This is a genomic window from Microbacterium maritypicum MF109, assembly GCF_000455825.1.
In the GTDB taxonomy this organism is placed as follows: Bacteria; Actinomycetota; Actinomycetes; order Actinomycetales; family Microbacteriaceae; genus Microbacterium; species Microbacterium maritypicum_A.
In genome coordinates this window covers 108,805-121,644 of record NZ_ATAO01000206.1, presented here as the reverse complement: position 1 = coordinate 121,644, position 12,840 = coordinate 108,805, and the positions used below count along the sequence as shown (strand labels likewise).

15 protein-coding genes are annotated in these 12,840 nt (G+C 65.6%); 7 read left to right on the top strand and 8 right to left on the bottom strand.

Features of this window, described 5'->3' with window-relative positions; translation table 11 throughout:
- Positions 1–1,023: 1,023 nt before the first annotated feature.
- Together L687_RS34865 and L687_RS34860 are read left to right on the top strand one after the other, a co-directional pair.
- Positions 1,024–1,743: a hypothetical protein gene (locus L687_RS34865; protein WP_152525913.1), complete on the top strand. Its 720-nt coding sequence runs from the start codon at positions 1,024–1,026 to the stop codon at positions 1,741–1,743.
- Between the two features lie 49 nt (positions 1,744–1,792).
- Positions 1,793–2,305: a hypothetical protein gene (locus L687_RS34860; RefSeq protein WP_021200468.1), complete on the top strand. Its 513-nt coding sequence runs from the start codon at positions 1,793–1,795 to the stop codon at positions 2,303–2,305.
- A gap of 134 nt (positions 2,306–2,439) precedes the next feature.
- Here the strand turns inward: L687_RS34860 and rplS are convergent, their stop codons facing one another.
- Entirely contained in the window at positions 2,440–2,787 is a 348-nt protein-coding gene (gene rplS / locus L687_RS34855; RefSeq protein WP_017830722.1) for a 50S ribosomal protein L19, read from the bottom strand.
- A gap of 169 nt (positions 2,788–2,956) precedes the next feature.
- Positions 2,957–3,445, bottom strand: coding sequence for a hypothetical protein (locus L687_RS34850; RefSeq protein WP_031207612.1), 489 nt, complete (start codon positions 3,443–3,445; stop codon positions 2,957–2,959).
- A gap of 111 nt (positions 3,446–3,556) precedes the next feature.
- Here L687_RS34850 and map point away from each other — a divergent pair, with 111 nt between their 5' ends.
- A complete protein-coding gene (map, locus tag L687_RS34845; RefSeq protein ID WP_021200465.1) occupies positions 3,557–4,339 on the top strand; it encodes a type I methionyl aminopeptidase in 783 nt (260 codons plus the stop codon).
- Positions 4,340–4,357: 18 nt separating this feature from the next.
- Here map and L687_RS34840 read toward each other — a convergent pair whose 3' ends face one another.
- Complete coding sequence (locus L687_RS34840; RefSeq protein ID WP_021200464.1) at positions 4,358–5,095, bottom strand: class I SAM-dependent methyltransferase; 738 nt, start codon at positions 5,093–5,095, stop codon at positions 4,358–4,360.
- A 71-nt stretch (positions 5,096–5,166) separates the two neighbouring features.
- Between L687_RS34840 and L687_RS41595 the strand changes: the two genes are divergently transcribed.
- On the top strand, positions 5,167–5,760 hold the full coding sequence (locus L687_RS41595; protein WP_021200463.1) for a histidine phosphatase family protein: 594 nt from the start codon (positions 5,167–5,169) through the stop codon (positions 5,758–5,760).
- Between the two features lie 47 nt (positions 5,761–5,807).
- On the opposite strand, the gene trmD is transcribed toward L687_RS41595, so the two are convergent.
- From trmD to rpsP, 4 genes are read right to left on the bottom strand one after another with little or no spacing between them, the layout of a single operon-like run.
- Positions 5,808–6,527 carry a tRNA (guanosine(37)-N1)-methyltransferase TrmD gene (trmD, locus tag L687_RS34830; protein WP_021200462.1) on the bottom strand — a complete coding sequence of 240 codons (720 nt, stop codon included), beginning with the start codon at positions 6,525–6,527 and terminating at the stop codon, positions 5,808–5,810.
- A gap of 19 nt (positions 6,528–6,546) precedes the next feature.
- The gene (gene rimM / locus L687_RS34825) at positions 6,547–7,164 is read right to left on the bottom strand and encodes a ribosome maturation factor RimM (protein ID WP_046398980.1); all 618 of its coding nucleotides are present in this window, start codon (positions 7,162–7,164) and stop codon (positions 6,547–6,549) included.
- Positions 7,148–7,378, bottom strand: a complete 231-nt coding sequence (locus L687_RS34820) for an RNA-binding protein (protein WP_017830729.1) — start codon at positions 7,376–7,378, stop codon at positions 7,148–7,150. Before L687_RS34820 ends, rimM begins: the two co-directional genes overlap by 17 nt.
- Positions 7,379–7,384: 6 nt before the next feature.
- Positions 7,385–7,819 carry a 30S ribosomal protein S16 gene (rpsP, locus tag L687_RS34815; protein WP_021200460.1) on the bottom strand — a complete coding sequence of 145 codons (435 nt, stop codon included), beginning with the start codon at positions 7,817–7,819 and terminating at the stop codon, positions 7,385–7,387.
- Positions 7,820–8,029: 210 nt separating this feature from the next.
- Here rpsP and L687_RS34810 point away from each other — a divergent pair, with 210 nt between their 5' ends.
- Positions 8,030–9,181 carry a glutamate--cysteine ligase gene (locus tag L687_RS34810; RefSeq protein ID WP_021200459.1) on the top strand — a complete coding sequence of 384 codons (1,152 nt, stop codon included), beginning with the start codon at positions 8,030–8,032 and terminating at the stop codon, positions 9,179–9,181.
- Between the two features lie 18 nt (positions 9,182–9,199).
- Here L687_RS34810 and L687_RS34805 read toward each other — a convergent pair whose 3' ends face one another.
- Positions 9,200–10,171: a sugar-binding transcriptional regulator gene (locus L687_RS34805; RefSeq protein WP_021200458.1), complete on the bottom strand. Its 972-nt coding sequence runs from the start codon at positions 10,169–10,171 to the stop codon at positions 9,200–9,202.
- A gap of 103 nt (positions 10,172–10,274) precedes the next feature.
- Between L687_RS34805 and L687_RS34800 the strand changes: the two genes are divergently transcribed.
- A complete protein-coding gene (locus L687_RS34800) occupies positions 10,275–11,984 on the top strand; it encodes a glycerol-3-phosphate dehydrogenase/oxidase (protein ID WP_021200457.1) in 1,710 nt (569 codons plus the stop codon).
- A gap of 92 nt (positions 11,985–12,076) precedes the next feature.
- Entirely contained in the window at positions 12,077–12,829 is a 753-nt protein-coding gene (locus L687_RS34795) for an MIP/aquaporin family protein (RefSeq protein WP_021200456.1), read from the top strand.
- Positions 12,830–12,840: the final 11 nt, after the last annotated feature.

Here is a 12,840-nt window from a genome sequence, read left to right as displayed (position 1 = left end):
GGCTCAGCGCGAAAACATCGATACGAGATGGGCGACGGAACAGGCGCTGAAGGCCGAACTGGCCGAACGTGCTCGATGGGCTGAGCGCAACCCTGAGAGGCCCGCAGACGTGTCGCAGATGCCGTCTAGGCGTGGTCAGCTAGTCGGGGCAGAGGAAGGGACCACCCACGCCGGACCTCGACCGGTAGTTGTTACCTATGGTCCGATCACCAGGACGGCAACGGCGAAGCAGAAGCAAGAGCGCCGACCGCTCATGGGTACGAACCGGAATTATCCCAGTGTGCCCGCCGAGCCGGTACCCGTGCCCGAGGTCAAGCCGATCAAGCACGGCCTCACGGCGTACGCCGACAAGGGGTGCCGATGCGACATCTGCCGACTGGCGAAGAGAAACAGCAGGACGCCGTCCGGTGCGCGCACCCGTAGACCCCCCGGCGAGCTTGCACCACATGGGACGACAACGCGATACCAGCGCGGAAAGTGCCGGTGCGATCAGTGCCGCGCGGCGAAACTGAAGCAGAACCGTGAGTACCTGGCTCGAAAGCGTTCTGCACAATCGCCCCGGTGACACGTATGAATGAGAAGACCCCCGCCTGCCGGTCAGCTAAGCGGGGGTCGGATGGAGATGATGCAATTCCGTCGTCTCCGCCTATGGAGTTGCGTCGCCACCTGGTCGGGGGCGGGCATGAATCAGATTTCATCCCGACCGAGACTCGCCGAGGGCAGTGACACTCTGCCGCAACATCAAACAATTAACGCATGAGAAAAGGCGTAGTCTCCGCATGCCGGAGTCGCTAGCTTGTTCGTATGGAGCGCGAACCAATCGACCATGACGGCACGGGGCAGCAGCGAGCAGAGTTGTTCAGGGTAGGGCCCAGCTACATCGCTCGATGGATGCATATCGCTACGCATCACAGCACCCTGGACGCCCGCGAAAGAACCGTCGTCCTTGCCCTCGGTAGCGCGTTGGGCGATCTCCTGCGTCACCGCAACTCGGTGGAATCTGCCCGCCGCAGAGGAATTCCGGTGAGCAAGCTCGACAAGAGCACTCGGCCCAGCCCGGAGGTTCAGGCAGCTCTCATCGAAGCCACGAAGGACTTCTTCCTGAGTTACTACTCCGTCGTCTCAGCCATGGCGAGTCTCGTGAAGCGCTTCCCCTCAGTCTTCGACAACCCGCCCCACACAAGCAACGAGAAGTTCCTTGAGTGGATGAAGGACATTGCCCTCTTTAGCGAGCACTGGCCGAAGCTACATGCGGCGCGCGATTTTCGCACGCTCATAGATCATCCAGCCGCCAAACAGCCCTACAACTGGGGAACGGTCGACGACGTGAGCGGTGCGCTGCGAGCCGCACTTCACGGTCCAGCGGGCGCCACCGGCAACATTCCGGAGGGGGCGGAACACCTAAAAGACGGGGAAGAGTGGCATGAGGAAGATGCCTGGACGTTCGTCGCCCCTGACGAGGACGAAGTGCTCACGCTCCTGGCGGTCCAGCTCAACGCAATAGTCGATCGGATTCAAATCGCGCGGTTCAACCCAGAATCGCTCCCTTGCGACTGGGAGGAGAGTTACCGCGAGGGCGATACCGAACACGGGTACCCGGTGTTCGCGATTGGTAACGGAGTCATTACGGGGGAAGGGCCGATGACGCCCGAACTCTCAGCAGAAGACCGCGAGCGAATCAATGCGATCCTTGCTCCATACGTCACGGCGATTCGAGCCGGAGACCCAACTCCCGACGCCTGACCTCGTCCGCTCGAAGACAAAGCGACGAGCCGGGTACGCTCGGGGCCATATGGAAATCAACTGGCCTGAACTGATCATCGGTGCTGTGCTGGGCTTCGGCCTCTCGCTTCCCTTCTATTTTCATCAGAGGAACGAGCGGAGGCGAGAGGTTGGCATCAACTGGACCAAAGACCTTCGAAGTCTCGAACCGCTCTTGTTCGCTCCGGCGCTCACCTACTCCAAGCTCTACACAGCTACTAGTGCGTTCCCGTTGGATCATTACAGGCGGGTACTTGGCCCCTCAGACTTCCGACTATTGGAGAACTTCCAGAACGTGCTTGTAGAAATCGAGCACCCTCCAGCTACGAGCACAGTGGCAGACCGTGCGCAGGCGCTGGAACGCGCCAAGAAGCTCCACGCCGAGCTAGTCAACCGTGGCCGCCATCGGTCCGCACAGGAGTACACCGAACTCATGGCACGGGAACGACGGCAGGAGAGCCGACGCCATCCGATCCACTGGGCCAGGGTAGGAGTCAAGAACTACTTCATCCGCCGACGTAGGAATAAGCAGGGCCAAGACTGAGGACAGCAGAAGGCCCACCTTCCGGATTTGGAAGGTGGGCCTTCTTGCGTATGGCGTGCCAAGTGCGTGCCAACTGAGCTACCCTGAGTCCATCAGGACGGGACTCCATTTTCTAGAAATAGAGCCCCTTTTGCTCAGCGGTCGCGCTTCTCCTTGATCTTCGCCTTCTTGCCGCGCAGCTGGCGGAGGTAGTAGAGCTTCGCGCGACGCACGTCACCGCGGGTGACGACCTCGATGTGGTCGATCACCGGGGAGTGCACCGGGAAGGTACGCTCGACGCCGACCTGGAAGCTGATCTTGCGGACCGTGAAGGTCTCGCGCACGCTGTCGCCCTGGCGCCCGATGACGACGCCCTGGAAGACCTGGATACGAGAGCGGCTGCCCTCGGTGATGTTCACGTGCACCTTGACGGTGTCACCGGGGAAGAAGTCCGGGATGTCCGAACGGAGGGAAGCCGCGTCGACGGCGTCGAGGATCTGCATGATCGTCTCTCTCTGCACCCGCCACAGGTCGCATGCATGTATTCAAAGGAACAAGAAAAGGAGTGAGCTGTACGGAGCAGACGCGTCCGCGGGCTCCCCTGTGGCAGAGCCGGTCACAGCACAAACATTCATTCTGCCACGGATACGGCGCCCGGCCAAAACGACGACGTCAGTCGCGGGAATCGGTCTCCCGCACCACGATGATCTCGTGCGCGCGCGTCGGGGGCGCCGGCTCATCGACCGTCGGGATCGTGGACCACGTGATGGTCTCGCGCAGTCGGGTACCGCTCCCCTTCGCCTCGTTCCACAGCTGCCAGAGCTGCAACCAGATCAGGGCGATCCCCGCCACGATCGCACCGGTGAGCAACCAGGGGAACGCCCCGTCGATGAAGAATCCGACGGCGATCGTGAGCCCGTTCCACACGGTGAATCCCGCCACGTCCCACCAGGAGACGGCGCGCTCGATGCGGACGGACGGCCGTGAACGCGTGAGCAGCGTGAGCAGGAGCTGGCCCAGGAAGACGGACGGCATCGCGATGAGCAGCACCCAGAGGATCGACCAGCCGCCCTGGAAGACTCCCCACCCGATCAGCAGCCAGAGCGGCAGCAGGAACGCCGCCGGAAGGAGCCAGCGGAAGAAGGCCTGTCGCAACCACATGCTCAGATCGTACGTCGCTGCGTCCCCGCGCGTCCCGGTGTTCGCTGAGAGCGGTCGGGGATCCACCGGTGCGGGATCAGGGAGAATGGAGACGACGAGAGGACACACCCGATGATCGAACTGCGCACCCCCGCCGAGATCGATGAGATGCGCGCCGCAGGGCGTTTCGTGGCTGAGACCCTAGCGACGCTGCGCGACGAGACGAAGGTCGGGACCAATCTCCTCTCGATCGATAGACGCGCACACGACATGATCCGCAAAGCCGGAGCCGAGTCCTGCTACATCGACTACCACCCCTCGTTCGGTGCGAGCCCGTTCGGCAAGGTCATCTGCACCTCGGTCAACGACGCCGTCCTGCACGGGCTCCCCCACGACTACACGCTGCGCGACGGCGACCTCGTCACCCTCGACTTCGCCGTCTCCGTCGACGGATGGGTCGCGGACTCCGCAGTCTCGTTCGTCGTCGGAACCGCGCGCGAAGAAGATCTCCGACTCATCGACACCACCGAGCGCGCCTTGGTGGCAGCGATCGACGCCGCGACGGTCGGTAACCGCATCGGCGACATCTCCTCAGCTGTCGCTGCCGTCGCCCACGGAGACGGCTACTCGATCAACACCGACTTCGGCGGACACGGCGTGGGGCGCACGATGCACGGGGATCCGCATGTCCCGAACGACGGCCGCGCCGGACGGGGCTTCCCCCTGCGTGCGGGCCTGGTACTCGCGCTGGAGCCCTGGTTCCTTGCGACGACCGACGAACTGGTCACGGACCCGGATGGATGGACTCTGCGCAGCGTCGACGGCTCCCGCGGCGCACACTCGGAGCACACGATCGCCATCACCGAGGACGGACCCCTCATCCTCACGGACCGGTCGTTCCTCGGCGTCGACTGATCGAGTGCGGCCGTTCTCTCAGGCGCGGCGATAGACGTACACGTCCGTGACCTGCGGAAGGTCGAGCATCTCTCTTCCACGCGTGTCCGCTGAACTGTCGAGCACCGCCCCGATCTCCCCCAGCATCCGCGCACGCGTCGACTCCTCGGCGACGAGCAGGCTGCTCACCGTCGCCCATCGACGAAGATAGTGTTCGCGCGAGATGCGCTCGGCCCACTGGATCTCCTCCCGACGGACGAGTTCGAAATGGGGAAGCTCTTCAGCCGCACCGTCGGTCGTCGCGTCGGCCTCGGACACCGCCGGATGAGCGATGCGGTGACAAGCCCGGTCCCAGGTGCACGTCGGATCGGAGCGATTCCAGAGCAGCCCGAGCGCCCCTCGGGGGACCAGCACGCGAGCGATCTCGTCGCAGGCCGCGTCACGATCGAACCAGTGGAAGGCCTGGGCAACCGTGACGACGTCCACTGACGCGTCCCCGAGCGGAATCCGCTCCGCTGCTCCGATCTGAGCTTCCACGTCGGGGAGTTTGACTCGCAGCACCTGCAGCATGCGCTCCGACGGCTCCACGGCCACCGTGCGCCGCGCACGATCGACGAGCAGTTCGGTGAACTTGCCGGTCCCGGCACCCAGGTCCAGCCCGACGTCGACGGTTGTCGGAACGATCATGGCCGCCGCTGCCTCCGGGAATCCGGGGCGGTATCTGTCGTAATCGTCACCGATGATCTCGAACGACCTTGCGAGCGCATGTTCAGGCATGAATCGACGTTATCAAGGCTCATCTCACAACCCACGGGTCCGGGAACTGCGGCGTATGCCATTCTGAATCCATGATTCCGCAGGACCGTCATGTGCCGGAGCGTGTGCTCCTCGCTCGGCACGGGCAGACCGTGTGGAACGTCGAGCACCGACTCCAAGGCCAGCTCGACTCTCCACTGACAGAGGCCGGTGTCGCCCACGCCCACGCGATCGCGGACAGACTCGTGGGCGCTCACGTGCTCACCGTGTGCACCAGCCCTCTCGGCAGAGCGATGCGGACGGCGATCATCATCGCCGATCGGATCGGAGCGGAACTGATCGAGGTGCCGGAGCTCGCAGAGCTCGACCACGGTGAGCTCGCCGGGATGACATGGGAAGAGATCGACGAGGTCTACCCGACCGCCAGAGAGGAACGCGCCGCCAACCGCTACGGCTGGGCATTCCCGGGCGGGGAGAGCTACGCGCAGGCCAGGTCTCGGGCGCGGAAGGCGCTCAGCAACTGCGGGTGGGCGGCCGAGGGCGTCCCCCTGCTCGTGAGCCACGAGATGATCGGACGCATGCTGCGCGCGGAGTTGCGAGGGCTGGACGCATCGAGTGCGCTCGGTCTACGGCATCCGCACGGTGTGGTCTTCGATATCGAACGCCGGTCCGAGCGGATTCTCTGAGGCGGACGTTGACGCCGGGCCCGACGGGATTCAGATCTGCCCGTCGATCACGATGACGCGGCTTCGCCCTCCGCAAGCAGGTCGGGTCGACGGGTTCGGGTCCGCACGAACTGCTGCTCGCGACGCCAGGCGGCGATCGCGGCATGATTGCCGCTGAGCAGAACGTCCGGCACGGCACGCTCACGCCATGACGCGGGCTTCGTGTAGGACGGATACTCCAGCAGTCCGTCCTCGTGCGACTCCTCGACGAGGCTCTCGGGGTTGCCGACGACACCGGGGATGAGTCGGCCGATCGCCTCGATCATCGCCATGGTCGCGACCTCGCCCCCATTGAGGACGTAGTCGCCGAGGCTGATCAACCGGACCTCGCCGAGATCGGCGGCGAACTCGAACACGCGCTCGTCGATGCCCTCGTAACGACCACAGCCGAAGACGAGATGCTCACGGGTCGCCAACTCACGTGCGGTCTTCTGGGTGAAGACCTCCCCCGCCGGCGACGGGAAGATGATGGTCGGTCGCTGCCCGTCCTCGGTGTCGGAGGAACCGGCGATCTCGTCGAGCGCGAGCCCCCAGGGCTCCGGCTTCATGACCATGCCGGCGCCGCCGCCGTACGGCGTGTCGTCCACCGTCCGGTGACGGTCCGAGGTCCAGTCGCGCAGGTCTCGCACACGCAGGTCGATGAGACCCGTGCTCTGCGCCTTCCCGAGCAGGGACAGCGTCAGGCCGTCGAAGTAGGACGGGAAGATGGAGAGGACGTCGATGCGCACGGAGGAACCGTATCAGCGGTCACGCGGACGCGTCGGCGTCCGGGGCGACCTGTGGCTCGGCGTCCGCGATCTCTGCGATCTCTTCGAAGAGTCCCGGCGGCGGCGTCACGATGACGCGGCCCTCCTGCACATCGACGGTCGGGACGATGGCGGCGACGAACGGAACCATGACCTCGTCTTCGCCGGCCTTGACGATGAGGAGATCCTGTGCCGGGAAGTGCTCAACCCGTATGACCCGCCCGATGACCGTGTCGTCTCGGACGACATCGAGTCCGACGAGCTGATGGTCGAACCATGCGTCGTCCTCGACCTCGTCAGCGTCCTGGTCGATCCAGAGGATCGCCCTGACGAGGCTGTCGGCGGCGTCACGGTCGTCGACGTCTTCGAAGAAGACGACGGGATTGCCGTTCATCACGCGGTACTCGCGCACCGTGATCTGCTTGCCGTGCCACGGAGATGCCTCGGGCACCTGCAAGGTGAATCCGGCACCGGGGGTGAAACGACCCTCGGGGTTGTCCGTGTACAGCTCGAGCTTGAGCCCACCCTTGAGTCCGTGCGCCTTGACGAGGCGTCCGACACGCAACTGGTTCTTGCCCTGATTGCGGTCCTTCGGCACCACGTCAGTCGTCCGCGACATCGACGCGGACCCGACGCCCGTCAGCGAGTGCGCTGACGAGGGTGCGAAGGGCCTTCGCAGTGCGGCCGCCGCGCCCGATCACGCGTCCACGGTCATCGGGGTGCACGCGCACCTCGAGGAGGTCGCCTCGCGGCGACGTGGATTCGTTGATGCGAACATCCTCCGGGTGATCGACGATCCCCTTGACGATGTGTTCGAGCGCGGCGGCGAGCACGACGGATTACTCTGCGTCTGCTGCGGGAGCCTCAGCGGCCTCCGCGTCGGCCGCGGCGGGAGCCTCCTCAGCGGGAGCCTCGGCCTTCTTCTCGACCTTGGGCTTGACGACGGACTTCTTGGACGCGTCGATCTCGAAGGGGACCTTCGGCTCGGCGACCTTGAGCGTGGACTTCGCGTCCTTGTCGCCCTTGAACTTGCCCCAGTCGCCCGTGATCTTGAGGATGGCGGCGACCTGCTCGGTCGGCTGCGCGCCGACGGAGAGCCAGTACTGCGCCCGCTCGGAGTCGACCTCGATGAACGAGGGCTCCTCGGTGGGGTGGTACTTGCCGATCTCCTCGATCACGCGACCATCGCGCTTGGTCTTCGAGTCGGCGACGACGATGCGGTAGTACGGCGCACGGATCTTGCCCAGGCGCTTGAGACGAATCTTGACAGCCACGATTCTCCTGAATTGTGTGGAAGGAAACGAACCGGTCGCCTGGAGAGTGGGGTGCACACCCGGCGGAAGCTCAAATGAGTGTGGACACCTGCTGGATAGAGGGTCGAGCAGGTGGTCCAGCCATCTATTCTGCCAGATGCGCGCGCCAGGCGCGAAACGTGGGGAAACCGCCGTTGCCGTGTCGCATGCCTCGCGTGCCAGACTGTGCGGGTGAAGCTCGAGTTCGCCTCATCCGCCCGGTCCACCGTCGGCCTCGAATGGGAGATCATGCTCGCGGACCCCGCGAGCGGTGACCTCGTCGGTCGCGCCCCCGAACTTCTCGCCGCGCTCGAGGCCGAGAGCGCCGACGAGCGTCATACGGTCACCGGCGAACTGCTCACCAACACGATCGAGGTCACGAGCGGTATCGGCGATTCCGTGGCTCATGCGGTCGACGACATCGCGAACGCCATCACCGCGGTGCGGGCCGCGACCGATCCGGCGGGTGTCGAGCTGCTCTCGGCCGGAAGCCACCCCTTCGCGCAGTGGTACGACCAACAGGTGACGGACAAGTCGCGCTACCACACCCTGATCGAGCGCACCCAGTGGTGGGGACGCAACATGATGATCTGGGGAATCCACGTGCACATCGGCGTCGAGGACCAGCGCAAGGTCTTCCCCATCATCAACGCTCTCGCCGGGTTCCTCCCGCACCTGCAGTCGCTGGCGGCGTCGAGCCCGTTCTGGGCGGGAGAACGCACCGGATATGCCTCCAACCGCGCACTCGTGTTCCAGCAGCTTCCCACCGCCGGCCTGCCGTGGCCGCTGCACGACTGGTCGCAGTACGAGTCCTACCTCGATGACATGGTGCGCACGGGTGTCATGGCCGACGCGACCGAGGTGCGCTGGGATATCCGTCCCGCTCCGCGCTGGGGCACCATCGAGGTCCGCGCGTGCGACGGGCTCTCCACCCTGCCGGAACTTGCATCGGTCGCGGCGCTCGTCCAGGTGCTCGTCGAGGACTTCTCACGACAGCTCGACGAGGGGAAGGCACTTCCGGAGCTTCCCGCCTGGTTCCACCGCGAGAACAAGTGGCGCGCCGCGCGCTACGGGCTGGAGGCCCGCGTGATCGTCGACGCCGACGGCACGCAGCGCCCGGTGCGCGAGCATCTGACGGAGACGCTCGAAGCCCTCACCCCGACAGCCGTCGAGCTCGGCTGCGGTCGCGAGTTCGGCGGCATCGCCACGATCCTGGAGGGAGGCGCAAGCTACGCGCGACAACTCGCGGTGGCGGATGCCGCGCGGGGCGACCTCTCAGCGGTGGTGCACCACCTGATCCGCGAGTTCCGCTCCGGGCCGGAGTCCTCCACCGACGAGCCCTAGCGGTCGAGGGCAGCGAACTCAGTCCTCGACGAGGCGCCTCGCGAGCCCTTCGTCCAGGACGACATCCGTGATCAGGCCAGCGGCCAGGGCCGCGCGGAGACTCACCAGCTTCGGGATTCCCGAGACGACACACACGCGACGCGGGACGCGACGCAGACGGTCGAGGCCGGGACCCGTGGCTCTGGCATTCACACGGATGTCGCGCCAGGACCCGTCGGACCGGAAGAAAACCGTCGCGACGTCGCCGATGGCATGGTCCTCCCGAAGGCTGCGATAGTCATCGCGTCCGAGATAGCCCCCGACGTAGACCCGACTCGGAACCTCGGCGGCCGGCGAGCCGAGGCTGAACACGGCGACGTCCATCTTCGCCTGCAGATCGAGCACACGACGAGTGCTGCGCTCACGCCACATGGCCTCGCGGGTGGCAGGGTCATCGAAGAACGCGGGAACGGGGAACTGCTGGACCTGTGCACCGAAGGCGCTGCCGAACCGTTGCAGGATGTCACTGGAGTACTCCACGCCGGTCGTCTGCGTGTTCCCGGCCCCGTTGAGCTGCACGAAGGTCGTGTTGTGCGTCTCCTTCTGCGTGAGCCCGCGACTCACCGCACTGATGGTCGAGCCCCATGCGACGCCGATCACCATGTTCGAGTCGACGAACTGCGACAGCAGCCGTCCGGCGGTGAGCGCAACGCGCTCGAGACGTTCGACCTCGCTGAGGATCTCCGGCATCGGCACGACGTGCGCCGCCACCCGATGCCTGTCGCGAATCCGATGCTCGAGCATGCCGAGGCGTTCGAGCGGGGAGTTGATCCGGATGTCGACCAGGCCGCTCTCCCGCGCGAAGCTCAGCAGCCGCGAGACCGAGGACCGGGAGGTGCCGAGCTCTTTCGCGATGACTTCCATCGTCTTGTCCTGCATGTAGTAGAGCTGCGCGGCGGTGAGCGCCGCGATCAGCTTGCTGTCGCGGGATTCCGCGCTTGCACCGGCCATGATGACCTCCTCGCCCTCGATCCTTGCACATATGTGCAGTGGGCTTGCGCGGGATGTCACACAGGTCGATGCTGGTTGGCAAGTAAGGAAGAGAGGGTCGACGATGATCGATTCGACACACTCGTCAGCGGAGCGCGCGGAGATTCGCGCCGTCCGTGAATCCGGACGCACCAGCGTCCTCGTCATCGGCGGGGGGATCAACGGCATCTCCACGTTCCGCGACCTGGCTCTGCAGGGCGTCGATGTCGTGCTCGTCGAGCGAGGGGACTTCGCCTCCGGCGCATCCTCCGCATCGAGCCACATGATCCACGGCGGGATCCGCTACCTCGAGAACGGTGAGTTCCGGCTCGTGCGCGAGTCCGTCGAGGAGCGCAACGGCCTGCTCAAGATCGCCCCGCACTACGTCAAGCCGCTGCAGACGACCATCCCGATCTACTCGACATTCTCGGGCATCCTCTCCGCTCCCCTGCGCTTCCTCACGCACAAGAGCGGAAAGCCCCAGGAACGGGGCGCGTTCCTGATCAAGGTCGGCCTCACCATCTACGACACCTTCTCCCGTGACGGAGGGATGGTGCCTCGCCATCGGTTCCTCGGCCGCAAGAAGTCTCTCGCCGAGCTTCCCTCGCTCGACCCGAAGATCAAGTACACCGCCACGTACTACGACGCCTCGATGCACGACCCGGAGCGCCTCGCGCTCGACGTGCTGCAGGACGGACGCACGGCGCACCCGGGAGCGCACGCTCTCAACTACGTCGAGGCCATCGCCCGCGACGGCGACAAGGTCGTCCTCCGCGACCGCGAGAGCGGCACGGAGTTCACGGTGCAGGCTGACGTGGTCGTCAATGCCTCCGGCCCCTGGACCGACCTCACCAATGACGCGCTGGGCACGGACACCCGCTTCATGGGCGGCACCAAGGGCTCGCACATCGTGCTGGATCACCCAGAGCTGCTCGAGGCGACGCGGGGGCGGGAGATCTTCTTCGAGCACTCCGACGGCCGCATCGTGCTCATCTACCCGCTCAAGGGACGCGTCCTGGTCGGCACCACCGACATCGACGCCGACCCGCGCGAGGTGCCGGTGTGCACCGAGGAGGAGGTCGACTACTTCTTCGACCTGATCCACCACGTCTTCCCGACGATCCCCGTGGCACGCGACCAGATCGTGTACAAGTTCTCTGGTATCCGTCCGCTGCCGCGCCATGAGGACACCGCTCCCGGATTCGTCTCCCGCGACTATCGCATCGAAGTCGACGAGAAGGGCGCAGTCCCCCTCGTGAGCCTCGTCGGCGGAAAGTGGACGACGTTCCGCGCGCTCGGCGAATCGCTCTCCGACGTCGTGCTCGGCCTCATCGACCGCACCAGGACCGTCTCCACCGCGGGACGCGCGATCGGCGGCGGCCGGGAGTTCCCGCGCACCGAGAAGGCCAAGCGCATCTGGATCCAGGAGAACCTTCCCGGCGCCGGTGCCCGCGCCGATCAGCTGCTCGCCCGCTACGGCACCCGGGCCGCCCAGGTCTGGGAGTACGTCGAGCAGGGAACGGACGCTCCGCTTGCCGGCGGCGCCCTCTCCACGCGCGAACTCGAGTGGATGGTGCAGAACGAGATGGTGGCGCGCCTCGAGGATGTCGTCCTGCGTCGCACCAGCATCGCGTTCACCGGTGGCGCCGATGCCGAGGTCCTCGACGAGATCGCCGACGCGCTCGCGCCGATGCTCGGCTGGGATCGCTCGCGTCACGACGCCGAGCTCGAGCAGACGCGCCAGCTGCTGAACGAACGACACGGACTCGATATCCCGTCCCGCACCCGCGGCTGACGGGGTCTCGGACTGCCGCCCTCCTCGCGGCGCAACTCCCATAACGTGTCGGGGCAGAGGGGCCCCGACACACAAGAAAGGTCAAAGAAGACATGGCTGATGTGAATCTCGGTCTCTACTTCCTCTCCGAGCTGGTCGGCACAGCGATGCTCGTGCTGCTCGGATGTGGTGTCGTCGCCAACGTGGCCCTCGCGAAGAACAAGGGCTTCGGCGGCGGCTTCCTGATGGTCAACTGGGGATGGGGCCTCGCGGTCTTCGCCGGTGTGCTCGTCTCCGCCTACTCCGGTGCGATCCTCAACCCGGCCGTCGGCATCGGCCTGCTGCTCGCGGGCAAGATCAGCTTCGTGATGTTCCTGACGGCCACGGCCGCTGAACTCGTCGGAGCGATCCTCGGTGCCATCGTCACGTGGCTCGCATACAAGCAGCACTTCGATGAGGAGCCCGACCCGGCCAACAAGCTCGGCGTGTTCTCGACCGGCCCCGCGATCCGCTCGTACGGCTGGAACCTCGTCACCGAGATCATCGGTACCTTCGTGCTCGTGTTCGTGATCTTCGCGTTCGCCGACTACGGCGACATCGAGGTCGGCACCCCCGGCGGCCTCGGACCGCTCACCGCGCTCCCCGTGGCACTCCTCGTGGTCGCGATCGGCGCCTCCCTCGGTGGCCCGACCGGCTACGCGATCAACCCGGCGCGTGACCTCGGCCCGCGTATCGCTCACGCGATCCTCCCGATCAAGGGCAAGGGCTCCAGCGACTGGTCCTACTCGTGGGTCCCGGTGGTCGGTCCGCTCATCGGTGGTGCGATCGCCGCCGCTGCAGCGCCCGTCCTGCTGCACCTCGCCTGAACGACCTGAAT